Source organism: Actinacidiphila polyblastidii (assembly GCF_036353415.1).
Taxonomy (GTDB): domain Bacteria; phylum Actinomycetota; class Actinomycetes; order Streptomycetales; family Streptomycetaceae; genus Actinacidiphila; species Actinacidiphila polyblastidii.
The window spans coordinates 435,919-459,442 of sequence record NZ_JAZEWV010000001.1 but is presented as its reverse complement, the minus strand read 5'-3'; the positions used below and the strand labels follow the sequence as shown (position 1 = coordinate 459,442).

General features: G+C 74.0%; 22 protein-coding genes. 14 read left to right on the top strand and 8 right to left on the bottom strand.

All coding sequences use genetic code 11. The features are described from left to right. Nucleotides 1–36: 36 nt before the first annotated feature. Nucleotides 37–1,653, bottom strand: a complete 1,617-nt coding sequence (gene murJ / locus V2S66_RS01870; protein WP_330792595.1) for a murein biosynthesis integral membrane protein MurJ — start codon at nt 1,651–1,653, stop codon at nt 37–39. 260 nt (nt 1,654–1,913) lie between these two features. On the opposite strand from murJ, the gene V2S66_RS01865 reads away from it, so the two are divergent. Beyond that, the gene (locus tag V2S66_RS01865) at nt 1,914–3,110 is read left to right on the top strand and encodes a lipid II:glycine glycyltransferase FemX (protein WP_330792594.1); all 1,197 of its coding nucleotides are present in this window, start codon (nt 1,914–1,916) and stop codon (nt 3,108–3,110) included. Nucleotides 3,111–3,515: 405 nt separating this feature from the next. Here the strand turns inward: V2S66_RS01865 and V2S66_RS01860 are convergent, their stop codons facing one another. Beyond that, nucleotides 3,516–4,832 (bottom strand): MFS transporter, encoded by a 1,317-nt coding sequence (locus tag V2S66_RS01860; RefSeq protein WP_330792593.1) that lies wholly within the window; start codon nt 4,830–4,832, stop codon nt 3,516–3,518. Between the two features lie 70 nt (nt 4,833–4,902). Between V2S66_RS01860 and V2S66_RS01855 the strand changes: the two genes are divergently transcribed. Beyond that, a complete protein-coding gene (locus V2S66_RS01855; RefSeq protein ID WP_330792592.1) occupies nt 4,903–5,901 on the top strand; it encodes an ArsR/SmtB family transcription factor in 999 nt (332 codons plus the stop codon). A 58-nt stretch (nt 5,902–5,959) separates the two neighbouring features. Here V2S66_RS01855 and V2S66_RS01850 read toward each other — a convergent pair whose 3' ends face one another. Together V2S66_RS01850 and V2S66_RS01845 are read right to left on the bottom strand one after the other, a co-directional pair. Beyond that, nucleotides 5,960–6,253 (bottom strand): MTH1187 family thiamine-binding protein, encoded by a 294-nt coding sequence (locus V2S66_RS01850; RefSeq protein WP_330792591.1) that lies wholly within the window; start codon nt 6,251–6,253, stop codon nt 5,960–5,962. Further along, entirely contained in the window at nt 6,250–6,612 is a 363-nt protein-coding gene (locus V2S66_RS01845; RefSeq protein ID WP_330792590.1) for a DUF3817 domain-containing protein, read from the bottom strand. Before V2S66_RS01845 ends, V2S66_RS01850 begins: the two co-directional genes overlap by 4 nt. A gap of 201 nt (nt 6,613–6,813) precedes the next feature. Here V2S66_RS01845 and V2S66_RS01840 point away from each other — a divergent pair, with 201 nt between their 5' ends. From V2S66_RS01840 to V2S66_RS01820, 5 genes are all read left to right on the top strand, one after another. Beyond that, entirely contained in the window at nt 6,814–7,650 is an 837-nt protein-coding gene (locus V2S66_RS01840) for a DUF2127 domain-containing protein (protein ID WP_330792589.1), read from the top strand. Between the two features lie 4 nt (nt 7,651–7,654). Then, complete coding sequence (locus V2S66_RS01835; RefSeq protein WP_330792588.1) at nt 7,655–8,293, top strand: AIM24 family protein; 639 nt, start codon at nt 7,655–7,657, stop codon at nt 8,291–8,293. A gap of 2 nt (nt 8,294–8,295) precedes the next feature. Then, nucleotides 8,296–8,946: an AIM24 family protein gene (locus tag V2S66_RS01830; RefSeq protein ID WP_330792587.1), complete on the top strand. Its 651-nt coding sequence runs from the start codon at nt 8,296–8,298 to the stop codon at nt 8,944–8,946. Continuing rightward, nucleotides 8,943–9,716 carry an AIM24 family protein gene (locus V2S66_RS01825; protein ID WP_330792586.1) on the top strand — a complete coding sequence of 258 codons (774 nt, stop codon included), beginning with the start codon at nt 8,943–8,945 and terminating at the stop codon, nt 9,714–9,716. The genes V2S66_RS01830 and V2S66_RS01825 overlap by 4 nt, the downstream gene beginning before the upstream one ends. Before the next feature lie 87 nt (nt 9,717–9,803). Further along, nucleotides 9,804–10,286: a MarR family winged helix-turn-helix transcriptional regulator gene (locus V2S66_RS01820; protein WP_330792585.1), complete on the top strand. Its 483-nt coding sequence runs from the start codon at nt 9,804–9,806 to the stop codon at nt 10,284–10,286. Between the two features lie 31 nt (nt 10,287–10,317). On the opposite strand, the gene V2S66_RS01815 is transcribed toward V2S66_RS01820, so the two are convergent. From V2S66_RS01815 to V2S66_RS01805, 3 genes are all read right to left on the bottom strand, one after another. Beyond that, entirely contained in the window at nt 10,318–11,124 is an 807-nt protein-coding gene (locus tag V2S66_RS01815; protein WP_330792584.1) for a polysaccharide deacetylase family protein, read from the bottom strand. A gap of 150 nt (nt 11,125–11,274) precedes the next feature. Next, nucleotides 11,275–12,231, bottom strand: coding sequence for a methylmalonyl Co-A mutase-associated GTPase MeaB (gene meaB, locus V2S66_RS01810; RefSeq protein WP_330792583.1), 957 nt, complete (start codon nt 12,229–12,231; stop codon nt 11,275–11,277). 56 nt (nt 12,232–12,287) lie between these two features. After that, entirely contained in the window at nt 12,288–13,499 is a 1,212-nt protein-coding gene (locus tag V2S66_RS01805) for an acetyl-CoA C-acetyltransferase (protein ID WP_330792582.1), read from the bottom strand. Between the two features lie 141 nt (nt 13,500–13,640). Here V2S66_RS01805 and mce point away from each other — a divergent pair, with 141 nt between their 5' ends. From mce to V2S66_RS01770, 7 genes are all read left to right on the top strand, one after another. Next, the gene (gene mce / locus V2S66_RS01800) at nt 13,641–14,078 is read left to right on the top strand and encodes a methylmalonyl-CoA epimerase (protein WP_330792581.1); all 438 of its coding nucleotides are present in this window, start codon (nt 13,641–13,643) and stop codon (nt 14,076–14,078) included. Nucleotides 14,079–14,257: 179 nt separating this feature from the next. Then, the gene (gene scy, locus V2S66_RS01795) at nt 14,258–17,812 is read left to right on the top strand and encodes a polarized growth protein Scy (RefSeq protein WP_330792580.1); all 3,555 of its coding nucleotides are present in this window, start codon (nt 14,258–14,260) and stop codon (nt 17,810–17,812) included. Between the two features lie 102 nt (nt 17,813–17,914). Further along, nucleotides 17,915–18,853 (top strand): coiled-coil domain-containing protein, encoded by a 939-nt coding sequence (locus tag V2S66_RS01790; RefSeq protein WP_330792579.1) that lies wholly within the window; start codon nt 17,915–17,917, stop codon nt 18,851–18,853. Nucleotides 18,854–19,034: 181 nt separating this feature from the next. Further along, nucleotides 19,035–20,087: an ABC transporter ATP-binding protein gene (locus V2S66_RS01785; RefSeq protein ID WP_330792578.1), complete on the top strand. Its 1,053-nt coding sequence runs from the start codon at nt 19,035–19,037 to the stop codon at nt 20,085–20,087. 1 nt (nt 20,088) lies between these two features. Continuing rightward, a complete protein-coding gene (locus V2S66_RS01780) occupies nt 20,089–20,865 on the top strand; it encodes an ABC transporter permease (protein WP_330792577.1) in 777 nt (258 codons plus the stop codon). 95 nt (nt 20,866–20,960) lie between these two features. After that, a complete protein-coding gene (locus V2S66_RS01775; protein ID WP_330792576.1) occupies nt 20,961–22,250 on the top strand; it encodes an ABC transporter ATP-binding protein in 1,290 nt (429 codons plus the stop codon). Beyond that, nucleotides 22,247–23,164: an ABC transporter permease gene (locus V2S66_RS01770; protein ID WP_330792575.1), complete on the top strand. Its 918-nt coding sequence runs from the start codon at nt 22,247–22,249 to the stop codon at nt 23,162–23,164. Before V2S66_RS01775 ends, V2S66_RS01770 begins: the two co-directional genes overlap by 4 nt. Here the strand turns inward: V2S66_RS01770 and V2S66_RS01765 are convergent. Further along, on the bottom strand, nt 23,161–23,499 hold the full coding sequence (locus V2S66_RS01765; protein ID WP_330792574.1) for an ATP/GTP-binding protein: 339 nt from the start codon (nt 23,497–23,499) through the stop codon (nt 23,161–23,163). The two genes, V2S66_RS01770 and V2S66_RS01765, sit on opposite strands and share 4 nt — an antisense overlap. Between the last annotated feature and the right edge of the window lie 25 nt (nt 23,500–23,524).

The following is a 23,524-nucleotide window of genomic DNA, read 5'->3' as shown; positions in this document are numbered from 1 at the left end:
GCCGCCGCCGGGGCCGGCCGGCAGGCGGCGCTGTCGTCAGTGGCGCGGCGGGCGCAGGTCGAGCCGCAGCGGCCGGGCGAGGACCGGGGCCGGCAGGACGAGGGCGGCCAGGCCCAGCACCAGGGCGGTGAGGTGGCCGGGCAGGCCGTCGCCCAGGTGGTCGGTGCACTGGCGGGCCACGCCGAGGGCGAGGACCGCGCCGGGCGCGAACGCCAGGGCGAGCCGCACGTGGTGGCCGAGCACGCGGGGCCGCCAGCCGAGCCGGCGGCGCAGCAGCGCCGCGGTGCACAGGAAGCCGGCGGTGCACGCGACGGCGTAGCCGGCGGCCATGCCGGTGACCGCCCAGCGGGCCGGCAGCAGCGTGGAGGAGGCGACCGCCAGCGAGGCGTTGACGGCCGCGATGAGGACGTTGAGGAAGAACGGCGTGCGGGTGTCGGAGAGCGCGTAGAAGCCGCGGGCCAGCAGGTACTGACCGGCGAAGGCCGGCAGCCCGGGGGCGAAGGCGGCCAGCATCCAGGCGATGGCGGCGGCGTCCGCGCCGCTGGCCGCGCCGTGCTGGAAGACCACGCCGGTGATCTGCGGGCCGAGCGCCAGGAAGGCGAGCACGGCGGGCACGATCGCGGTGCCGGAGACGGTCAGCCCGCGGGAGAGGTCCGCGCCGATCGCCGCGTGGTCGCCGTCGGCCGCGGCCCGGCTCATCCGCGGCAGCAGCGCGGTGACCAGCGACACGGTGACGATGCCCTGCGGCACCACCCACAGGCTGTACGCGTTGCTGTAGGCCGCGTAGCCCGCGCCGGCCCGGTGCCCCTCGGCCAGCGCGTGCTCGCCCGCCGAGGTGGACAGCCGGGTGACGACCCAGTAGGCGAGCTGGTTGACCAGGACCAGCGCGAGGGTCCAGCCGGCCGCGCGCATCGGCGCGGTGAGGCCGTGCCCGCGCCAGTCGAACCGCGGGTGCCAGCGGAATCCGGCGGCGCGCAGGGCGGGCAGCAGGCCGAGCGCCTGCACGGCGATGCCCGCGGTGCTGCCGAGCCCGAGCAGCAGCGCGTCGCGCCGGCCGAGGCCGCCCTGCGCGAGCCCGAGGTAGAGCCCGAACACCCCGATGACCACGAGGTTGTTGAGCACCGGGGTCCACATCATCGCGCCGAACCTGTCGCGGGCGCCGAGCACCTGGCCGAGCAGCGTGAAGAGCCCGTAGAAGAGGATCTGCGGCAGGCAGTAGCGGGCTAGCGCGACCGTCAGCTCGCGCTGGCCGCCGGTGAAGTCGGGCGCGTAGGCGTCGACGAGCAGCGGCGCGGCGAGGACGGCCAGTGCGGTGATCGCGACCAGGGCGACGGCGCACAGCGTCAGCAGCCGGTCGGTGTACGCGCGGCCGCCGTCGGCGTGCTCCCTGGCCGCGCGGACCAGTTCGGGCACGAAGACGGACTGCAGCGCGCCGCCGATCAGCAGGGCGTAGACGATGTTCGGCACCGTGTTGGCGACGCCGAACGCGTCGCCGGAGGCGGCGGTGCCGACGGCCGCGGTGATCACCGACAGGCGTACGAAACCGGTCGCCCGCGACACCAGCGAGCCGGCCATCATCAGGCCGCCGCTGCGCCGCAGCGAGGGCTGCCGGGCGTGCGCCCGCCGGCCCCTGGCCTCCACCGTCGCGCTCAACCGGCGCCCCCCGTCGCTCGTCGCCCGTGCCGCTCGTCGCCTGTCGCCCGTGCCGCTCGTCGCGCGGGCCTCGCGGCGCGCGTCCTGCGGCCGCGGTGGGCAGACCGCCGCGCAGACGCGCAAGTCTGCCCCGGCGGGCGCGCCGCGCGGAAGCCGGGGGGCCTGTCGTGAACCTCTCTGTCACCTGGGACCGCCGGCAGGCGTGAAGGACATGAGCGGGCCGCCCAGGCCCGCCCGGCCGCGGAGGCGACGCCTTGACGATGACCACCCCCCAGCGCTCCGAGCGGTCCGCGGTCCCTGAGGCGCCCGGCGCGCTGCTGCTGCGGCCGATCCCCCCGGCGGTGCACGCCGCCTTCCTGCGCGCGCCCGGCGGTGTCGCGGCCCCCGGCGGTGTGAGCTTCCTGCAGACCCCGGCCTGGGCGCGGGTGAAGGCCGGCTGGCAGGCGGAGAGTTTGGGCTGGCTGGACGAGCGGCAGCGGCTGGTCGGCGCGGCGCTGGTGCTCTACCGCCAACTGCCGGGATCGCGGCGCTCGTTCGCGTACCTGCCGGAGGGGCCGGGGCTCGACTGGGCGGACCCGCGGCTGGAGCGCTGGTTCGACCCGCTGCTGGAACACCTGCGCGGGACCGGGGCGTTCGCGGTGCGGATGGGACCGCCGCTGGCCTACCGGCGGTGGAGCGCACGCACGCTCAAGGACGCGACGGGCCCCGGCCGGCGGATCGGCGACGTGCTGCCCGACCTGGTGGAGCCGCTGGGCGCGGTGGTCTGCGACCGGCTGCGGGACGGCGGCTGGCGGCGCTGCGGCGAGGACGGGCAGGGCGCCGACGCGCAGCCGCGCCTGGTGTTCGAGGTGCCGCTGTCCGGCCGCGGCCTGGACGCGCTGTGGACCGGCCTGAACCAGGAGTGGCGCCGCAACGTCAAGAAGGCCGCGAAGTCCGGCGTGCTGACCGGCGTCGAGGGCCCCGAGACGCTGCCCGCCTTCCACCGGCTGCTGCGGATCACCGAGCGCCGGGACGGTTTCGCACTCGGCCGCGACCTGGCCTACTACCAGCGGCAGTACGAGGCGCTCAACGCCGAGCGCGCGGGCGCCGTACGGCTGTACACCGCCCGCCACCAGGGCGAGCTGCTGGCCGCGCACACCCTGGTCACCGCACCGGACGGCGGCCGCGTCTGGTACCAGACCGGCGCCTCCGCCGACCACCGGCGCGAGGTGCGGCCCAGCAACGCGCTGCAGTGGCGCATGATGTGCGACGCGCTGGCGGCGGGCGCGGCCGTCTACGACATGCGCGGCGTGCCCGACGACCTCGACCCCGGCTCCCGCGCGCACGGCCTGCTCCGCTGGAAGCTGGGCACCGGTGGTGACGCGGTCGAGACCGTCGGCGAGTGGGAGCTGCCGCTCCAGGGCGCAGTCAACAAGACCCTGCACCGCGCGATGCACGCGTACCTCGCTCGCCGCTGAGCCCTCTGTCCGACCCCCACCCCGGACTGGCGCCCGGACCCCGCCGCGCATCACGCCCGAACCCCCGGGCCGCGCCCGGAACACGCCGGGCGCTGCGCCCCACCAGGGGCGCGGGGAACGGCGCGAGCAACCACCCACCGGCCGGGGGGCCGGGGGCGACGGCAACAGCCCTCCGGGCCGGTGACGACGCACAGCCCTCGTCACGGCTGGCCGCGCAGTTCCCCGCGCCCCTCACAACCCCGGGCCGCGCCCGGAACACGCCGGGCGTCACGCGAGCAACGGCCCACCGGCGCCGGGGGGCCGGGGGGCCGGGGGCGACAGCAACAGCCCCACCGGGCCGGTGACGACGTCGAGACCTCGCGGCTGGCCGCGCTCCGCAAAAGACGGGGCTGTGCCCGCAGCGGGCTACGCGGCTGTGCCGGGGAGGGGGCCGGCGACCGGGACGCGGGTGCGGCGGACGGCGCGCAGGACGCCGAAGACGCTGAGCGTGCCGAGGACGCCGCCGCCGGCGATCACCGCGTAGGGCGGGGCCCATTCGGCGACCGCGCCGCCGGCGGTCATGCCGACGCCCTGGAGCGTCATCAGACCGGCGCCGACCAGGGACATCGCCCGGCCGCGCATCTCGGCCGGCACCTCCTCGACGAACCACTTGTCCATGCCGAGCGCATAGGCCGCGCACAGGCCGGTGAGCGCGAGCAGCACGATCGCCAGCGCCAGCGGCGGATGGACGGCGAAGGCGGCCAGCGGCAGCAGGCACACGCCGGCCAGCGGCAGCGCGATGCGTTCGCGGGCGGGCGGGCGCAGCATCGTGCCCGCGAGCATCTCGCTGACCACCGTGCCGGCCGGCATCGCCGCCAGCAGCAGCCCGAAGCCGGCCGACCCCGCGCCGGCCGCGTCGGCGAACGGCGCGGCGACGCCCTCGGCGACGGAGAAGAACATCGGCGGCACCCACCACATGAGCATCAGCGCGCGGATCCTCGGGTGGGACAGCAGCTGCCCCGAGGAGGCGAGCGAGCGGCGCAGCAGGTCGCCGCTGTCGGTGCGCCGCGCGGGCCGGGCGACCGTGCCGATCCGCAGCAGCAGCGCCGAGCCGAGGAAGGTCCCGACGGTGACGCAGAGCGCGGCGCGCGGGGACAGCCAGACGAGCACCAGGCCGCCGACGCCGAAGCCGACGATCTGGGCGCCCTGCGAGACGATCCGGATCAGCGAGCGGCCGAGGATGAACAGGTCGCCCTGCAGCATCTCCACCAGGCTCGCGCCGCGGGTGCCGATGAACAGCGGCGAGATCATCGACTGGACGGCGAGCAGGACGAACAGCAGTGCGAGCGGCGTGGCGGACAGCGCCATTCCGGCCACGCAGGCCGCGGAGACCAGGTCGCAGGCGACGAGCACCCGGCGGGCCGGGTGGTGGTCGGCGATGCCGGACAGCAGCAGCCCGCTGAGCGCGTACGGCAGCACCGTCAGCGCGAAGACCAGCGAGGTCAGGATCGCCGAGCCGGACTCCTGGTAGACCAGGACGGCCAGTGACACCAGGGCGAGGACCGTGCCCAGGATGGACAGGACGTGCGCGGCGAAGACGAATCGGAATTCCCGGACCGCGAACACCGCTCCGTAACCGGTGTTCTCGTCCTTGCCGCTCCCCGGGGTGGTGGGAGCGTCGTCTGATCCGGCCGGCGAAGGAGGGTTGCCGCCATGTGGCGGGTGTTCGCTGTCCGTTGTCATGACATCACACTGGTGGCACTGGCCCCAGCCGTCGTAGTCTTTCGGGCGCAGCCGAATCTTGTGGGGTGTGATGTCGTTTCGTATGCGGTTTGCGGCGGAAGATCTCCTGCGCTGCAGATTCGCCATCTCACCGCTGCGTGAGACGCAGGGTGCGATCAGGACGCTCTCGCGGCCGGACCGGCACGGCTACCATCTGCCCTGGCTGCGGCAGGTGCGCACGCTGGCGGCCGGGCTGGACCTGGCGGCGGTGTGGCTGCTGGCGCCGGAGAACGGCTACGGACCGGATTTCCTGCACCCGCTGCCCGAGGTGCCGCTCGCCACGCTGGAGGACGAGCTGGACGCGATCCGCGCCACCGCGCCCGACGTGGCGCGCCGGCAGATCGCCGCGGCGCTGACCCAGACCCCGGGCGCCGCGCAGTCCCGGCGCGGCCGGGCGATGCTCTCCGACCCCGCGGGCACCGTGCAGCAGCTCGCCGGGCTGTACGAGCACGCCTGGTCGGCGCTGCTGGCCCCGCACTGGCCGCGGCTGCGCGCCGTGCTGGAGGCGGATGTGGCGTACCACGCGCGGCGGTTGGCGGACGGTGGGATGCAGCGCCTGTTCACCGGCCTGCACCCCAAGCTGAGCTGGTCGGAGGGCGCGCTGACGGCGGCCGGGCACATCGCGCAGCTGCCCGCGGCGGCGGTCCAGGCCACCGGGCAGGGGCTGGTGCTGGTGCCCAGCGTGTTCTTCTGGCCCGAGGCGGGCAGCGCCTTCGACCCGCCGTGGCAGCCGACCGTGGTCTATCCGGCGCGCGGCATCGGGGGCCTGTGGGCGGAGACCGGCCCGGCCGCCTCGACCGCGCTGGTGCGGCTGCTCGGCGCGAACCGGGCCGCGATCCTCACCGCGCTGGACGCCCCGACCACCACCACCGCGCTGGCGCACCGGCACGACCTGGCGATGTCCTCGGTCTCCGCGCACCTGGGCGTGCTGCGCGACGCAGGGCTGCTGGCGTCCCGCCGCTACGGGCACCAGGTGCTCTACGAGCGCACGCCGCTGGGCATCGCGGTGGCCACCGGCGGGCTGATCTAGGGCCGCGCCCGGAGCGGACCCGGCGGCCCGGCGGCCCGGCACCCCGGCGGCCCCCCGGCTACGGCGCCAGGTGGCGTTCGACGGTCTCGACCTTCGAGGTGAGGCCGTCGGCGACGCCGGGGCGGATGTCCGCCTTGAGCACCAGCGACACGCGGGGGGCGCGCGCCTCGACGGCGGCGACGGCCCGCCGTACGACGTCCATCACCTCGTCCCACTCCCCTTCGAGCGAGGTGAACATCGCGTCGGTGCGGTGCGGCAGCCCGGACTCGCGGACCACCCGGACGGCGTCGGCCACGTACTCCCCGACCTCCTCGCCGACGCCGAGCGGGGTGACGGAGAAGGCGACGATCACGCGGCCGTCACCGCGCCTTGCGCGGCCTCGCCCGAGGCGTTCTCGCGGGCCGCGGCGACGGCGGCCTCGCACTCGGCGCGCAGCAGCCGCTCGGCGAAGAAACCGCCGGTGGGCAGGACCGAGAGCACGAAGTAGCCGGCGGCACGCCGAAGGCCCCAGCGCGTGCGGTTCCAGGCGTCGGCCCAGAAGAGCACGTACAGGACGAAGAGCACGCCGTGCACCATGCCCATCACCGGCACGGCGTTGAAGTCGGTGGTGCGCTTGAGCACCGAGCAGACGAGCAGCAGCAGGAAGGAGACCGCCTCGGGGGCGGACACCAGGCGGAGCCTGCGCAGGGCGGAGGCGGTCTTCAGGTCCACGGGAACCTCACTGTCGGGGCGGTTCTGGCCGATCACTTGTGAACGTGATCACAAGCTCGTCCTCCATTATCACCGCCGGGTATCGATGACCCGAGCCGGGGTCGGCAACCGCCCGCCGGACGGTAGCGTCCCCTTCCACGTACCTCCACCGTCAGCCTCCACCGTCAGGCCCCCGCCTCCTCACAGGGACGAAGAACACCGATGAGCATCGACTGGGACCGCCGGCACTGCTCCCGCAAGGGCCACATCACCTACGCACCCGACGACCTGCGGCTGCGCGCCAGGCTGCACGCGCCCACGGCGGTCGGCGAGGTGTGGCGCTGCCTGCGCTGCGGCGACTTCGTGCTGGGCGAGCCGCACGGCTCGGGGCCGGCCGAGCTGGCGCCGGTGGTGCCGCGCGGGCGGGCGCTGCGGGACCTGTTCATCCTGCGCTTCCTCGCCGTCGAGCGGGTGCTGCGCGGGCTGCTGGTGGTGGTGGCCGCGTGGGCGATCTGGAAGTTCTCCAACTCCCAGGACGCGGTGCGCCGGCTCTTCGAGGACGACCTGACCGTCTTCCGGCCGGTCGCCGAGCACTTCGGCTACGACCTGGACCACTCCCCCGTGGTGGACACCATCCAGAAGACCTTCGACTACAAGAAGTCGACGCTGCACGGGGTGGCCGCGGGGCTCGGGGCGTACGCGCTGATCGAGGTCGTCGAGGGCGTCGGCCTGTGGTTCGGCAAGCGCTGGGCGGAGTACCTGGCGGTGGTGGCCACCGCGGCCTTCCTGCCGATCGAGGTCTACGAGCTGACCGAGAAGATGAGCTGGTTCAAGGTCGGCACGCTCGCGCTCAACATCGCCGCGGTGCTCTACATCCTCATCGGCAAGCGGCTGTTCGGGCTGCGCGGCGGCCACGCGGCCTTCGAGGCGGAGCGGCGGTCGGCCTCGCTGATGGAGGTCGAGGAGGCGGCGGGCGAGCCGCCCGCGCCGCTCCCGGTCCGGCAGCGCCCGGCGGGCACGGCCGCCGCGGACCGCCTCCCGTCCGCCGACCCCCGCTGAGCCGATGGCGGTCTTCCGGCTGCACGGCACCCGCGTCCTGGCCGTCGACCTCGCGGGCGACGCGGTCAAGGCGAAGAACGGCGCGATGGTCGCCTACGACGGCGAGATGACGTTCAAGAAGATGACCGGCGGCGGCGAGGGCCTGCGCGGCCTGGTCACCCGCAGGATCACCGGTGAGGCGATGGCGGTGATGGAGGTCAGGGGCCAGGGCACCTGCTACTTCGCCGACCGCGCCACGGAGATCAACCTGGTGGCGCTGAACGGCGAGAAGCTGCACGTCGAGGCGGGCAACCTGCTGGTGACCGAGCCGTCGCTGCGCACCGGCACCACCTTCACCGGGCTGCGCGGCGCCTCCCAGGGCAACGGCCTGTTCACCACCACCGTGGAGGGCAGCGGGCAGGCCGCGATCATGTCCGACGGTCCCGCCGTCGTGCTGCGGGTGTCGGCGGCGTACCCGCTGGTGGTCGACCCGGGCGCGTATGTCGCGCACGTCGGGGAGCTGCGGCAGCAGCTGCAGGCCGCGGTGGGCTGGCGCACGCTGATGGGCGAGGGCTCGGGCGAGAGCTTCCAGATCCGATTCGAGGGCGAGGGGCTGGTGTACGTGCAGCCGAGCGAGCGCACCACGATCGGGGGGCAGCTGTAGCGATGCCGTTCACCCGGATCAACTCCAAGATGGTGGAGGCCCCGATCGCGCCGGGGCAGCGGATGTTCAGCCAGCGCGGCGCGATGCTCGCCTACCGCGGCGAGGTGACCTTCACCCCGAACATCCCCGGCGGCCAGGGCGGCGTGATGTCGATGATCGGCCGGCGGCTGGCCGACGAGGCGACCCCGCTGATGACCGTGGAGGGGAGCGGCTCGGTGATGTTCGGCCACGGCGGCCACCACATCCACACCGTGGACCTCACCGGCGAGACGCTGTACGTCGAGGCGGACCGGCTGCTGGCCTTCGACGGCTCGCTGCGCCAGGGCACCATGTTCATGGGCTCGCAGGGCGGCGTGATGGGCGTGATCCGCGGCCAGGCCACCGGGCAGGGCCTGTTCACCACCACCCTGCAGGGCAAGGGGTCGGTCGCGATGATGGCGCACGGGGGCGTCGTCGAGCTGCCGATCGGCCCGCAGCGCCCGGTGCACGTCGACCCGCAGGCGTACGTCGCGCACCGCGGCGAGGTGCGCAACCGGCTGACCACCGCGCTCGGCTGGCGCGAGATGGTCGGCCGCGGCTCGGGCGAGGGGTTCCAGCTGGAGCTGTCGGGACAGGGCACCGTGTACGTGCAGGCGTCGGAGGAGAAGCTGTGAGCACCTACCCCCCGCCGCCGGGGCACGCACCGGGTCACGGGCAGGGGCCGGCGCGCGGCCCGGTGGTCTTCGACCCGTACTCGCTGCCCGACGACGACAACGTCAACCCGTACGCCTTCAGCGTGGCGCTGGACGGGCAGTGGTTCCTGCAGAAGGGGAAGATGATCGCCTACTACGGGCAGGTCGACTTCCACGCCATCGGCCACGGCCCGCTGGACCGGCTGGTCGCGGCGAACTTCCACTCGCCGCTGCACGCGGCGGACTGGGTGGTCGCGCAGGGGCGCGGCAAGATGCTGCTGGCCGACCGGGCCTACGACGTCAACTCCTACGACCTGGACCAGGGCAACCTGACCATCAGGTCGGGGAACCTGCTGGCCTTCCAGCCGGGCCTGGCGCTGAAGCAGTCGATCATCCCCGGCTTCCTGACGCTCATCGGCACCGGGAAGTTCGTCGCGGCGTCCAACGGCGCGGTGCACTTCGTGGAGCCGCCGATCCGGGTCGACCCGCAGGCGCTGGTCGGCTGGGCGGACTGCCCGTCGCCCTGCCACCACTACGACCACGGCTACCTGCGCGGCGTCCTCGGCGGCATCCGCGCGCTGACCGGGATCGGCGGCGCGTCCGGCGAGGAGCACCAGTTCGAGTTCGTGGGCGCGGGGCAGGTGCTGCTGCAGTCCACCGAGCAGCTGCTGGGCGTGCGGGACACCGGCGGGGTGCCGGGACGGGCCGGCGCGGGGGTGCCCGGCGCCGGCGCGGCGGGGCCGCACGCGTGACCCGCCGGGCGGGGCATCGTTTCCCAGGGTGACCGGGCGGCTACCCTGGCGATTATCCACACTTCAACCGCCGGTAGGATTCCTCCCATGGAGACCGAGACCGCGCAACGCGTCACGACCTGGCTCAGCGACGACGAGCAGCGGGCCTGGCGCCTCCACCTCGACGTGAGCCGGCTGCTCATGCACCAACTCGAGCGCGACCTGCAGCCGTTCGGCCTGACCAACAACGACTACGAGATCCTGGTCAACCTCTCCGAGGCGGAGGACCACCGGATGCGGATGAGCGACCTGGCCAAGTCCACGCTGCAGTCCAAGAGCCGGCTCTCCCACCAGATCACCCGCATGGAGGCGGCAGGGCTGGTGCGCCGGGAGAACTGCGAGTCCGACCGCCGCGGGCTGTTCGCGGTGCTCACCGAGCAGGGCTGGGAGACCATGCGCCAGGTCGCGCCGCGCCATGTCGCCTCGGTGCGTGCGCACTTCATCGACCTGCTGCCGGCCGGGGACCTGGCGGCGTACCACCGGGCGCTGGTGCCGGTGGCCGAGCACCTGCGGGAGGAGCGGGGGCACTGAATCCCCGCTCCCTGCGGCCGCTCGCGGACCGCTACTTGTAGACCTTGCCGGGCACCGGCACGCCCGGGGCGAGCAGCTGGGAGACGGTCACGAAGGTGTACCCGCGGCCCTGGAGCGCGGAGATGATCGGCGCGACCGAGGCGACGGTGCCGTTGTAGCCCACACCGGTGGGGTCCACCAGGTCGTGCAGCAGGATGATGCCGTCGGGCTTGGTCTGCTGGAGTATGCGCTCCGCGATCAGCTTCGAGTCGGTCGTCCGGTAGTCGGCGCCGTTGGCGCTCCACTCGACCTCGGCCATGCCCAGCTCCTTGGCGATCCTGGTGACCGAGGCGCTGGTGCGGCCCTGCGGCGGGCGCAGCAGCGTCGGCCGCTTCCCGGTGACCTTCTCGACCGCGTCGCGGCCTTCGGTGATCTCCTTGCGGACCTCGTCGTCGCTGATCTTGGTGAGTATCTGGTGGCTCCAGGTCAGGGTCTCTATCTCGTGGCCCTGCGCGGCCATCTCGCGGACCATCTCCGGGTGCACCCGCACGTGGTTCTTGCCGAGCGTGAAGAAGGTGGCGTGCACGTGGTACTTGCTGAGGATGGCGAGGATCTGCGGCGTGCGCACGCTCGGCCCGGCGTCGAAGGTGAGCGCCACGCACTTGACCCGGCGGCAGTCGACCGGGCCGTTCGGGCCGGACGCGAGGGCGGCGGCGCCGGACGCCGGGGCGTCCTTGCGCGCGGCGGCCGGCGAGGTGGCGTCGTAGCCGTCGCAGCCGGCCAGCGTGAACGCCAGCGCGGCCGCGGCCAGCAGCGCGGTCAGTGTGCGGCCTGCCCGCACGGTGGTCGTGCTCCGCATGCGGGAGACCCCCTGTGTGATGCGGCCGGCCCCTCTTCGGGCCGGTCCGCGGAGCACTATACAGGGGGGGTATACACGCGAGGTATAGAGGGTCCCGGGCGCCGCTCGGAACCGCCGGCCGGTGGGCGCCGGCCGGTGGGCGGCCCCGCGCTACCGGGCGGTGAGGCCGGCGATCAGCTCGTCGGCGGCCGCGTACGGATCGAGGGCGCCCTCGGTGACCCTGCCCGCCAGCGCGGTCAGCCGCTGGTCGCCGTGCAGGTCGCCGATCCTGGCCCGCAGCGCGGTCAGCGCGATGTGCTCGATCTCGTTCGCCGCGCGCCGCCGCCGCCGCTCGTCGAGCACGCCGCCCTCGTCCATCCACGCCCGGTGCTTCTCCAGCGCCTCGACCACCTCGTCGACGCCCTCGGCGCGGGCCGCGACGGTCTTGATGATCGGCGGCCGCCAGTCGCCCGGCCCGCGGGACTCGCCCAGGCCCAGCATGTGGTTCAGCTCGCGCGCGGTGGCGTCGGCGCCGTCCCGGTCGGCCTTGTTGACCACGTAGACGTCGCCGATCTCCAGGATGCCGGCCTTCGCCGCCTGGATGCCGTCGCCCATGCCGGGGGCCAGCAGCACCACGGAGGTGTCGGCCTGCGCGGCGATCTCCACCTCGGACTGGCCGACGCCGACCGTCTCCACCAGGATCACCTCGCAGCCCGCCGCGTCCAGCACCCGGATCGCCTGCGGGGCGGCCCAGGCCAGCCCGCCGAGGTGGCCGCGGGTGGCCATCGACCGGATGTAGACGCCCGGGTCCGAGGCGTGCTCGGACATCCGCACCCGGTCGCCGAGCAGCGCCCCGCCGGAGAACGGCGAGGACGGGTCCACCGCCAGCACCCCGACCCTGCGCCCCGCCTTGCGGTAGGCGGTGACCAGGGCCGTGGTGGTGGTGGACTTGCCGACGCCGGGCGACCCGGTGAGGCCGACCACGTACGCCCCGCCGGTCAGCGGCGCGAGCGCGGCCATCACCTCGCGCAGCTGCGGGGACGCCCCCTCCACCAGGGAGATCAGCCGCGCCACCGCGCGGGGGCGGCCCTCCCGCGCCTGCTGGACCAGGGAGGCGACGTCCACCATGGAGAACTCCGATCAGAACAGAAACAGCACCTGTGTGCCCGCCGAGCGGGCGACCGTCACTTGCCGGGCACGTGGATGATCAGGGCGTCGCCCTGACCGCCGCCGCCGCACAGGGCGGCGGCCCCGGTGCCGCCGCCGCGTCGCTTCAGCTCCAGCGCCAGATGCAGCACGATACGGGCTCCCGACATGCCGATGGGGTGCCCGAGAGCGATGGCCCCGCCGTTGACGTTGACCCGTTCCTCGGTGACGCCCAGGTCCTTCATGGACTGCACCGCGACCGCGGCGAACGCCTCGTTGATCTCGATCAGGTCCAGGTCGGCCACGGTGAGCCCGGCCTTGCCCAGGGCGTGGTTGATCGCGTTCGACGGCTGGGACTGCAGCGAGTTGTCGGGGCCCGCCACGTTGCCGTGCGCGCCGATCTCGGCGAGCCACTCCAGGCCCAGCTCCTCGGCCTTCGCCCGGCTCATCACGACCACGGCGGCCGCGCCGTCGGAGATCTGCGAGGCGGTGCCCGCGGTGATGGTGCCGGTCCCCGACGCCCCGCCGAAGGCCGGCCGCAGCCGGCCCAGGCTCTGCGCGGTGGTCTCCGGGCGGATGCCCTCGTCCGTGCCGAAGACCACCGGGTCCCCCTTGCGCTGCGGGATCTCGACCGGGGCGATCTCGGCGTCGAACAGGCCGTTCTTCTGCGCGGCGGCGGCCCGCTGGTGGGAGAGCGCGCCGAAGGCGTCCTGCGGGGCGCGCTCGATGCCGAGCCGGGTGTTGTGCTTCTCCGTCGACTCGCCCATCGCGATGCTCTCGAAGGAGTCGGTCAGGCCGTCGTACGCCATCGAGTCGAGCATCTCGATCGCGCCGTACTTGAAGCCCTCGCGGGACTTCGGCAGCAGGTGCGGCGCGTTGGTCATGGACTCCTGGCCGCCGGCCACCACGACGTCGAACTCGCCGGCCCGGATCAGCTGGTCGGCCAGCGCGATGGCGTCCAGGCCCGACAGGCACACCTTGTTGACGGTGAGCGCGGGCACGCTCATCGGGATGCCGGCCTTGACGGCGGCCTGGCGTGCCGGGATCTGCCCGGCGCCCGCCTGCAGCACCTGCCCCATGATCACGTACTGCACCTGGTCGCCGCCGACGCCGGCGCGGTCGAGGGCGGCCTTGATGGCGATGCCGCCGAGGTCCGCGCCGGAGAAGGAGCGCAGGCTCCCGAGCAGTCGGCCCATGGGCGTGCGGGCGCCTGCGACGATCACGGATGTGCGTGCTGCCTGGCTGGTCATGGTGCGGCCCCTTCGCGAGAAGAGAGATGAGTTAACGAGGGTTACCGTCAATGTACTGAGCGGTAGCGACCGGGTCACCCGGCGGACCGTGTGACGGCGCGCACGTTGCGTGACCACATCTCCTTGCGGTGCACTGTGGCCATGCTGACGCGCATCGACCACATCGGGATCGCCTGCTTCGACCTCGACACGACCGTCGAGTTCTACCGTGCCACCTACGGCTTCGAGGTGTTCCACACCGAGGTCAACGAGGAGCAGGGCGTACGCGAGGCCATGATCAGGATCAACGGGACCTCCGACGGCGGCGCCTCCTACCTGCAGCTGCTCGAACCGACCCGGGAGGACTCCGCGGTCGGCAAGTGGCTGGCGAAGAACGGCGAGGGCGTCCACCACATCGCCTTCGGCACCGCCGACGTGGACGCGGACGCGCAGGCCGCGCGGGACAAGGGCGTGCGGGTGCTCTACGACGAGCCGCGGCGCGGTTCGATGGACTCGCGGATCACCTTCCTGCACCCCAAGGACTGCCACGGCGTGCTCACCGAGCTCGTCACGGCCGCGAAGGCCGCCGAGGACCACTGACGTCGGGCCCGCCCTGCCCGGTAGAGTGGCCGGGTCCACGGGGTGGGCCGTTCGCCACGCTCCCGCCCCGCGACGCTGATCTGACACCATTCCTCGTACAGCTCCGTTCTCGAACGGAGTGACGGAGGATCTCACCCGGTCGGCGGGTGAGGACGCCAGGAGACCGATGGGACCGCGGAGTGCGGGGCAACGACAGCTACCGGGCTGACGACCACCTCTCCCTGCTCGAAGCCGAGATGGAACGGCTTCGTACCGAGCGGGGCAAGGCCGTCGACCACGCCGACGACCTCGGGTACCAGGTCGAGGTGCTGCGCGCCAAGCTGCACGAGGCGCGGCGCCACCTCGCCGCCCGCCCTGCCTACGACAACATCGGCCACCAGGCCGACCAGCTGCTCCGCAACGCCCAGGTCCAGGCCGACCAGCTGCGCGCCGACGCCGAGCGGGAGCTGCGCGACGCCCGCGCCCAGACGCAGCGGCTGCTCCAGGAGCAGGCCGAGCACCAGGCCAGGTTCGAGGCCGAGTGGCACGCCGAGGCGATCGCCCGCCGCCGCCAGCTCGACGACGAGCTGGCCGAGCGCCGCACCACCGTCGAGACGCACGTCAACGAGAACGTGGCGTGGGCCGAGCAGCTGCGCGCCCGCAGCGAGTCCCAGGCCCGCAGGCTGCTGGACGAGACCCGCGCGGAGAGCGACGCGGCGCTGGCCGCCGCCCGCGCCGAGGCCACCCGGGTCGCCGAGCAGACCGGCCAGCGGCTCACCCAGGAGGCCGAGGCCGCCCGCGCCGAGGCCGAGCAGCTGCTGCGCCGGGCCCGCGCCGACGCCGAGCGGCTGCTGACCGCCGCGTCCGCGCAGGCCACCGAGGCCACCTCGGAGGCCGAGCAGCTGCGCACCTCCTCCCGCAGCGAGTCCGACGAGGCCCGTACCCGCGCCGCCGAGCTGTCCCGGCAGGCCGAGGAGCGGCTCAGGGAGGCCGACGAGGGACTCCGCACCGCCCGCGCCGAGGCCGAGCGGGTGCGCGACGAGGCCGCCGCGGGCGCCGCCAAGCGGCTCGCGGCCACCGAGACCGAGAACGAGCAGCGCACCCGGACCGCGCGGGCCGAGATCGCGCGGATGGTCGCCGAGGCGACCAAGGAGGCCGAGACCGCCAAGGCGGAGGCCGAGCAGACCGTCGCCGACGCCAGGGCCGAGGCCGAGCGGATCCGGACCGAGGCGCAGGAGACGGCCAGGGCCAAGGCCCAGGAGGACGCGGCGGCCCAGCTCGCGCAGGCCGCCAGGTCCGCCGAGGAGATCCTCACCAAGGCATCGCAGGACGCGCAGTCCACCACCAAGGCCGCCGCGGACGAGGCCGAGCGGATCCGCCGCGAGGCGGACGCCGAGGCCGAGCGGCTGCGCACCGAGGCCGAGGCGTCGGCGCAGGAGCTGCGCGGCGCCGCTCAGGACGACACCGAGGAGTACCGGGCCCGCACCGTCGAGCTCCAGGAGGAGGCCAGGCGGCTGCGCGGCGAGGCCGAGCAGCTGCGGGCCGACGCGGTGGCCGAGGGCGAGCGGATCCGCGGCGAGGCGCGGCGCGAGGCCGTCCAGCAGATCGAGGAGGCCGCCAGCAGGGCCGAGGAGCTGCTCGCCAGGGCCAAGGCCGACGGCGACGAGCTGCGGCAGGGCGCGTCGGCCGAGGCCGAGCGGATGCGGACCGAGTCCGTGGAGCGCACCTCGGCGCTGAACACCAAGGCCGAGGAGGCGCTGCGGGCCGCGCGCGCCGAGGCCGAGGAGCTGCACGCCGAGGCCGAGCGGCAGGGCGCAGCGCTGCGGGAGGAGGCGGAGCAGGCCGCCCAGGCGCAGCGCGCCGAGGCCGAGACCGTCGTGGCCAGGCTGCGCGGCGAGGCCGAGGCGGACCTGGCCAGGCTGCGCGAGGAGGCCGACGCGCGGGTCGCAGCCGCCGAGCAGGCGCTGCGCGACGCGCACGCCGAGGCCGACCGCATCCGCGCCGAGGCCGGCGAGGAGGCCGAGCGGCTCCGCCAGGAGACCGCCGAGCGCAACCGCACCATGCTGGAGCAGGCCGATGCCGAGGCGGTCAGGCTGCGCGACGAGGCCGCCGCCGACGCGGCGCAGACCCGCGCGGAGGGCGAGTCCGTCGCGCTGCGGTTGCAGGCCGACGCGGCCGCGGAGGCCGAGCAGCGCAGGGCCGAGGCGCAGGAGACCGGGGAGCGGGTGCGCGCGGAGGCCGCGGCGGCCGCCGAGCGGATCGGCGTGGAGGCCGCGGAGGCGCTGGGCGCCGCGCGCGAGGAGGCGGGCCGCCGCCGGCGCGAGGCCGAGGAGCTGCTGGAGGCCGCGCGCAGCGAGGCCGGCCAGGAGCGCGAGCAGGCCCGCAGGGAGAGCGACGAGCTGCTGGCCAGCGCGCGCAAGCGGGTCGAGGACGCGGCCGCGGAGGCCGACCGGCTCTCCGCGGAGGCCGAGCAGCGGGCGGCCGACATGGTGGCCGCGGCGGAGCTGACGGCCCAGCAGGTGCGCGACGCGGTCCAGCACCTGCACCAGGAGGCCGAGGAGGAGCTCGCCGGGCTGCGCTCGGCCGCCGAGCACGCCGCGCGGCAGCTGCGCGCCGACGCGCAGGGCGAGGCCGACCGGCTGCACGCGGACGCCAACTCCGAGCGGGAGCGGGCCTCCGAGGACTCCTCCCGGCTGCGCAGGGAGGCGCAGGAGGAGGCGACCGAGGCCCGCTCGCTGGCCGACCGCACCGTCAACGAGGCCATAGAGGAGTCCGACCGGCTGCGCTCCGAGGCGCGCGACGACGCCAACCGGATGCGCACCGACGCCGCGAACCAGGCCGACCAGCTGGTCGGCAAGGCCCGCGAGGAGGCCGAGCGCCTCGGCGCCCAGTCCCGGGACGCGCTGCGGCGGGCCGAGCACGAGGCCGAGCAGTCCCGTGCCGCCTCGCAGCGCATCCTCGACGAGGCCCGCGAGGCGGCCAACAAGCGCCGCAGCGAAGCGGCGGAGCAGGCCGACGAGCTGATCGGCAAGGCGCAGGCCGAGGCAGTGCGCACCGCCTCGGGCGCGGAGGAGCAGGCCGACGCGCTGGTCGGCGCGGCGCGGGCGGAGGCGGAGCGGCTGGTCGCCGAGGCCACCGCGGAGGGCAACGGCCGGGTGGAGCAGGCCCGCACCGACGCCGATACGCTGCTGCACGAGGCCCGTACGCACGCGACCGAGACCCGGGAGCGCACCGACGAGATGCGCCGGCGGGTCGAGTCGGAGGTCGAGGAGCTGCACGAGCGGGCTCGCAAGGAGGCCGCCGAGGCGATGAAGTCGGTCGGCGAGCGGGTGGACAAGCTGGTGGCCGCGGCCACCGAGCAGCTCGCCGAGGCCGAGGCGAAGGCCGCCGAGATCAAGTCGACGGCGACGTCGGAGGCGAGCAAGGTCCGTATCGCCGCGGTGCGGAAGGTCGAGGGACTGCTGAAGGAGGCGGACCAGAAGAAGGCCGAGGCCGACTGCGAGTCGGAACGGGTCAAGGGGGAGGCGCGCGCCGAGGCCGAGCGGATCGTGGCCGAGGGCAGACGAGAGCTGGAGACGCTGGCACGCCGCAGGGAGGACATCAATGCGGAGATCTCCCGCGTCCAGGACGTCCTGGAAGCGCTGGAGTCGTTCGAGACGCCTGGCAGCGGTGCGAAGAACACGGTCGCCGCGGGCGCGGCGGCGGGGAGCACCCGAACGAGCGGCAATCGCAACGACGATGCTCCACTCGATTGAGCGGACATTTTCCATACCTGATGCGCAATGGCTCGGTGACACGCCGTCCGGGCCCCTAGGATTCCCCCTATCACCTCACCGGTCTGAATCGACAGGAACCCCATGAGCGACACTTCCTCCCCCTTCGGCTTCGAGCTCGTGCGGCGCGGTTACGACCGCGGTCAGGTGGACGACCGCATCACCAAGCTCGTCGCCGACCGCGACAGCGCGTTGACCCGGATCACCGCGCTGGAGAAGCGCATCGAGGAACTGCACCTCGAAACCCAGAACGCCCAGGCTCAGGTGAACGACTCGGAGCCGTCCTACGCGGGCCTCGGCGCCCGCGTGGAGAAGATCCTCCGCCTTGCCGAGGAGGAGGCGAAGGACCTGCGCGAGGAGGCCCGCCGGGCCGCCGAGCAGCACCGCGAGCTGGCCGAGTCGGCCGCCAACCAGGTGCGCAACGACGCCGAGAGCTACGCCTCCGACCGCAAGTCCAAGGCGGAGGACGAGGGCGCGCGCATCGTCGACAAGGCGAAGGGCGACGCCACCCAGCTGCGTGCGGACGCGCAGAAGGACGCGGCCTCCAAGCGCGAGGAGGCGGAGGCGCTGTTCGAGGAGACCCGCGCCAAGGCCGCCCAGGCCGCCGCGGACTTCGAGACCAACCTGGCCAAGCGCCGCGAGCAGTCCGAGCGCGACCTGGCGTCCCGTCAGGCGAAGGCGGAGAAGCGCCTCGCGGAGATCGAGCACCGCGCGGAGCAGCTGCGCCTGGAGGCGGAGAAGCTGCGCACCGACGCCGAGCGCCGCGCCCGCCAGACGGTCGAGACCGCGCAGCGCCAGTCCGAGGACATCGTCGCGGACGCGAACGCGAAGGCCGACCGGATCCGCAGCGAGTCCGAGCGCGAGCTGGCGGCGCTCACCAACCGCCGCGACAGCATCAACGCGCAGCTGACCAACGTCCGCGAGATGCTGGCCACGCTGACCGGTGCGGCGGTCGCCGCGGCCGGCGCCCCCGCCGACGACGAGCCGATCTCGCGCGGCGTCCCGGCGCAGCAGTCCCGCTGACGCGGCCACCGGCCGGCCCGAGGCCGGCCCGCTGACGGCGGCCGCGAGCGGCCGCGGCACGGCGAACGGAACCCCCGCCCCTCCTCGGGCGGGGGTTCCGCGCGCTGCGGGCACCGGACCGTCACCGCCGGTGCTGCCCTGCTTTGGCGCGGGATCAGCCGCTGTTGCTAGCCTCGCCCCCATGATTGAGTTGCAGGGGCTCACCAAGCGGTACGGGGACAAGACCGCTGTCGACCGACTGACGTTCACCGTGCGCCCCGGCGTGGTGACGGGCTTCCTCGGGCCGAACGGCGCGGGCAAGTCCACGACGATGCGCATGCTGCTCGGCCTCGACACGCCGACCAGCGGTGACGTGCGGATCGACGGCAGGCACTACACGCAGCTGAGCGAGCCGATGAAGCACATCGGCGCGCTGCTCGACGCCAAGGCCATCCACGGCGGCCGCACCGCGTACAACCACCTGCTGTGCATCGCGCAGTCCAACCGCATTCCGCGCCGCCGGGTGGACGAGGTGCTGGAGACGGTGGGCCTGACCGCGGTGGCCAAGAAGCGGTCGAAGGGGTTCTCGCTGGGCATGGGCCAGCGGCTCGGCATCGCGGGCGCGCTGCTGGGCGATCCGGAGATCCTGATGTTCGACGAGCCGGTCAACGGCCTCGACCCCGAGGGCATCCACTGGATCCGGAACCTGATGAAGGGCCTCGCCGCCCAGGGCCGGACGGTCTTCGTCTCCAGCCACCTGATGAGCGAGATGGCGCTGACCGCGGAGCACCTGATCGTGATCGGCCGCGGCCGGCTGCTCGCCGACACCTCGATGGCCGACTTCATCGAGAAGAACTCCCGTTCCTTCGTGCGCGTCCGCACCCCGCAGCGCGAGCGGTTCAAGGACGTGGCGCACGCCGCGGGCCACACCGTGGTGGAGGCCGGCGACGGCGCGTTCGAGATCCAGGACGGCGACTGCGCGAAGCTCGGCGAGCTGGCCGCGCAGCACCAGCTGGTGCTGCACGAACTGAGCCCGCAGCGGGCGTCGTTGGAGGAGGCGTTCATGCAGCTCACCGCGGAGTCGGTGGAGTACCACGCGCACGGCGCGGTGACGCCGGGCGCGCCGGTCGGCGCGGGCGCGCCGCAGGGTGCCGCGGCGCCGGGCGACCAGCCGGGCGACCAGCCGGCCGGACAGCCGCAGTGGGGGGCCCAGTGGGCCGCGAAGAAGCCGAAGAACCAGAAGAAGGGCCGCTGACATGGCTGCGCCGTCCGCCGTCCTCCAGTCCGAGTGGACCAAGGTCAAGTCGGTGCGCTCCACGGTGTGGACGCTCACCCTGGCCCTGCTGCTGACCGTCGTGGTCAGCGGCCTGATCTGCCTGGCGTACCGGCTCAACTGGAGCGACATGTCCGCCGCCGACAGGTTCACCTTCGACCCCACCAACACCAGCCTCGCCGGGCTGTGGTTCGGCCAGCTCGCGCTGATCGCCTTCGGCACCCTGCTGATCGCCAGCGAGTACAGCACCGGCATGATCCGCACCTCGCTGGCCGCGGTGCCGCAGCGCGCCACCTTCTACGTCTGCAAGGCGGCGGTGGCCGCCGGGCTGACCTTCGCCATCGGCATCGTCATCAGCTTCGTGTCGTACTTCGTCGGCCAGAGCGTGCTCAGCGGCCACAAGACGTCCTCGCTCGGCGACGCGCACGTGCTGCGCGCGCTGATCGGCGCGGCGCTCTACATGACGCTGATGGTGCTCTTCGCGTACGGGGTGGCCACCATGGTGCGCAGCCCGATGGTGTCGCTGGGCATCCTGATCCCCTTCTTCTTCATCGTCTCGGGCATCCTGTCGGCGATCCCCGGAGTGAAGAAGTTCGCCAAGTACCTGCCGGACCAGGCGGGTCAGAAGATCATGCAGGTGGTCTCCGACCCGGACAACCACACCTCGTACGGGCCGTGGGGCGGCATCGCGATCATGGGCGTGTGGGTGGCTGCGGCGCTGCTCGGCGGCTTCGTGCTGCTGAAGAAGCGCGACGCCTGAACGTAATCGACCGGCCGGTGGGGGAACCGCACCCCACCGGCTACGCTTCCTCCCTCACGGGGGCGCGTGCCTCCGTGGCACGCGAGGGGCACAGCATGATCCAGGCAGTCGGCCTGACGAAGCAGTACGGCGCCAAGACCGCCGTGTACAACCTGTCGTTCCAGGTCAAACCGGGCACCGTCACCGGCTTCCTCGGCCCCAACGGGTCGGGGAAGTCCACCACGATGCGGATGATCCTGGGCCTGGACGCACCGACGTCCGGGCAGGTCACGATCGGCGGGCTGCCGTACCGCAGCCTGCCGAACGCGCCGCGCCGGGTGGGCGCGCTGCTCGACGCGAAGGCCGTGCACGGCGGCCGCAGCGCCCGCCAGCACCTGCTGTGCCTGGCGCAGCTCTCCGGCATACCGGCCCGCCGGGTCGACGAGGTGCTCGGCGTGGTCGGCCTGCAGGAGGTGGCGGGCCGCCGCTCCAAGGGCTTCTCGCTCGGCATGGGCCAGCGGCTCGGCATCGCGGGCGCGCTGCTCGGCGACCCCGAGGTGCTGCTCTTCGACGAGCCGGTCAACGGCCTGGACCCCGAGGGCATCCACTGGGTGCGCCACCTCATGCGGAAGCTCGCCGCCGAGGGCCGTACGGTCTTCGTCTCCAGCCACCTGATGAGCGAGATGGCGCTGACCGCCGACCACCTGGTGGTCATCGGCCGCGGCCAGCTGCTCGCCGACATGAGCGTCAAGGACTTCATCGCCCAGCACTCCACGGGGTACGCGCTGGTGCGCACGCCCGAGGAGGGCGGCGCGCGCGACACCCTGAGCAAGGCGCTCACCGAGGCGGGCGCCGCCGTGCTGCCCGAGGAGGACGGGGCGCTGCGCGTCACAGGTCTCGCGCTGCCGAAGATCTCCGACCTGGCGTTCGACGCCGGCGTCAGGCTGTGGGAGCTGTCGCCGCACCAGGCGTCGCTCGAAGAGGCGTACATGCGGCTGACCAGCGGCGCGGTGGACTACCGCTCCACCCAGGACCCTCGGCAGGGCCTCCAGCAGGCGCCGTACGCCGTCCAGGGCGGCTACCCGCAGGGCCCGCCGCCGCCCGCCTGGGGTCATCAGCCGCAGCAGGGCTGGGGTCAGCAGCCGCCGCCCGAGTGGGGCCGCCAGCCGTACGGGTACGGGCAGCCGCCCGTGCCGCAGGGGCAGTTCGGTGCGCCTCCGGCCTACGCGGCCCCCGTCCCGGCCCCGGCCGCGCCTGCCGCTCCGCCCGCGCCCGCGCCCGCGCCCGCGCCCGCGCCCGCGCCCGCGCCCGCGCCCGCGCCCGCCACCGTACCGCCGCAGGCCGCCGCGCCTGCCGCGCCCTCCCTCAGCAAGCCCGCCGGTTCCGACTCCGAGGATGCCCGATGACCTCCCCCGCCGCGCCCTACGGCTACCCGCCGGCGCCCCAGCAGCCCGCGGCGCAGCCGCAGTTCGCCTCGCAGGTGCCGGTCGAGCAGACCACGCTGGGGCACGCGCTGCGCTCGGAGTGGACCAAGATCCGGACCGTGCGCTCCACCATGTGGACGCTCGGCGTGATGATGCTGCTGGTCGTCGGCATCGACCTGCTCGTCGTGGTGCCGATCTCGCACGACGACGACCCGAGCACGCCGGTGCTCGCGGCCGGCCTGTTCGGGCTGATGCTCGGCCAGGTCGCGGTGCTGACGCTGGGCGTGCTGGTCATCACCTCCGAGTACGGCACCGGCATGATCCGCACCACCTTCACCGCGTGCCCGCAGCGCGGCCGGGTGCTCACCGCGAAGGCCGCGGTCTTCTTCGGCCTGTCCTTCGCCACCACCACCGTCGCCTGCACGATCACGGCGCTGATCAGCAACGCGGTGGTCGGCGGCCGCGAGGTGCCCAGCTACTACGGCAACGGCACGGCCGGCGACATGGCGGGCGTGGTGGTCAGGAACGGCAGGACCGCCGCCAGCGGCTCCGAGTGGCTCGGCGCCACCGTCGGCGTCGGCCTCTACGTGGCCCTGCTCGGCCTGCTCGCACTCGCCGTCGGCACGCTGCTGCGGCACTCCGCGGGAGCGATCACCTCGATGATCGGCGTGGTGCTGCTGCCGCTCATCGTGGCGCTGTTCCTACCCAGCGGCCTGGAGTCGACCCGCAACACGCTCATCCGGTACTCCGCGCCGAACGCGCTCGCGTCGCTCTACCACATCCCCATGATCGGCGACGGGGACCAGAACGGCGTGCGCCAGCTGGTCATCCTCGCGATCATCACCGCCGTCGCCCTCGCCGGCGCGTTCGCGGCGATCAGCAACCGCGACGTCTAGTACCGCGGGGCGTGACGGGACCGCTGCACCCTGGAGGTGCGGCGGTCCTTCGCGTTCCAGCAGGCACGGTGCCAGTGCCTGCGGTCGTCGACGCCCGCGTACTCGCGCCAGGCGACCACGTGCGGGGTGCCCGGTGCGATCTCCTGGTCGCAGCCGGGGCAGCGGTAGTGCTTCGCGGAGGCGCCGCCGGCCACCGGCCGCACGATCCACTCCTCGCCCTGCCACTCCTCCGTCGCGCCGCCGTACCCGAACGGCCGATCCGCGTCCTCCTCGGAGGACGGGGATCGGGACGGGGACCGCTCCGGCTTGGGCGGGCGGTTACGTCGCGGAGACACGGGCACCTCGCGCTGTATGGGGCTT

What these genes read in the sequence shown, in the direction of transcription:
- V2S66_RS01865 (WP_330792594.1), top strand. Translation starts at nt 1,914, where the DNA reads ATGACCACCCCCCAGCGCTCCGAGCGGTCCGCGGTCCCTGAGGCGCCC.
- V2S66_RS01860 (WP_330792593.1), bottom strand. Translation starts at nt 4,832, where the DNA reads ATGACAACGGACAGCGAACACCCGCCACATGGCGGCAACCCTCCTTCG.
- V2S66_RS01855 (WP_330792592.1), top strand. Translation starts at nt 4,903, where the DNA reads ATGTCGTTTCGTATGCGGTTTGCGGCGGAAGATCTCCTGCGCTGCAGA.
- V2S66_RS01840 (WP_330792589.1), top strand. Translation starts at nt 6,814, where the DNA reads ATGAGCATCGACTGGGACCGCCGGCACTGCTCCCGCAAGGGCCACATC.
- V2S66_RS01835 (WP_330792588.1), top strand. Translation starts at nt 7,655, where the DNA reads ATGGCGGTCTTCCGGCTGCACGGCACCCGCGTCCTGGCCGTCGACCTC.
- V2S66_RS01830 (WP_330792587.1), top strand. Translation starts at nt 8,296, where the DNA reads ATGCCGTTCACCCGGATCAACTCCAAGATGGTGGAGGCCCCGATCGCG.
- V2S66_RS01820 (WP_330792585.1), top strand. Translation starts at nt 9,804, where the DNA reads ATGGAGACCGAGACCGCGCAACGCGTCACGACCTGGCTCAGCGACGAC.
- V2S66_RS01815 (WP_330792584.1), bottom strand. Translation starts at nt 11,124, where the DNA reads ATGCGGAGCACGACCACCGTGCGGGCAGGCCGCACACTGACCGCGCTG.
- meaB (WP_330792583.1), bottom strand. Translation starts at nt 12,231, where the DNA reads ATGGTGGACGTCGCCTCCCTGGTCCAGCAGGCGCGGGAGGGCCGCCCC.
- V2S66_RS01805 (WP_330792582.1), bottom strand. Translation starts at nt 13,499, where the DNA reads ATGACCAGCCAGGCAGCACGCACATCCGTGATCGTCGCAGGCGCCCGC.
- mce (WP_330792581.1), top strand. Translation starts at nt 13,641, where the DNA reads ATGCTGACGCGCATCGACCACATCGGGATCGCCTGCTTCGACCTCGAC.
- V2S66_RS01790 (WP_330792579.1), top strand. Translation starts at nt 17,915, where the DNA reads ATGAGCGACACTTCCTCCCCCTTCGGCTTCGAGCTCGTGCGGCGCGGT.
- V2S66_RS01785 (WP_330792578.1), top strand. Translation starts at nt 19,035, where the DNA reads ATGATTGAGTTGCAGGGGCTCACCAAGCGGTACGGGGACAAGACCGCT.
- V2S66_RS01780 (WP_330792577.1), top strand. Translation starts at nt 20,089, where the DNA reads ATGGCTGCGCCGTCCGCCGTCCTCCAGTCCGAGTGGACCAAGGTCAAG.
- V2S66_RS01775 (WP_330792576.1), top strand. Translation starts at nt 20,961, where the DNA reads ATGATCCAGGCAGTCGGCCTGACGAAGCAGTACGGCGCCAAGACCGCC.
- V2S66_RS01770 (WP_330792575.1), top strand. Translation starts at nt 22,247, where the DNA reads ATGACCTCCCCCGCCGCGCCCTACGGCTACCCGCCGGCGCCCCAGCAG.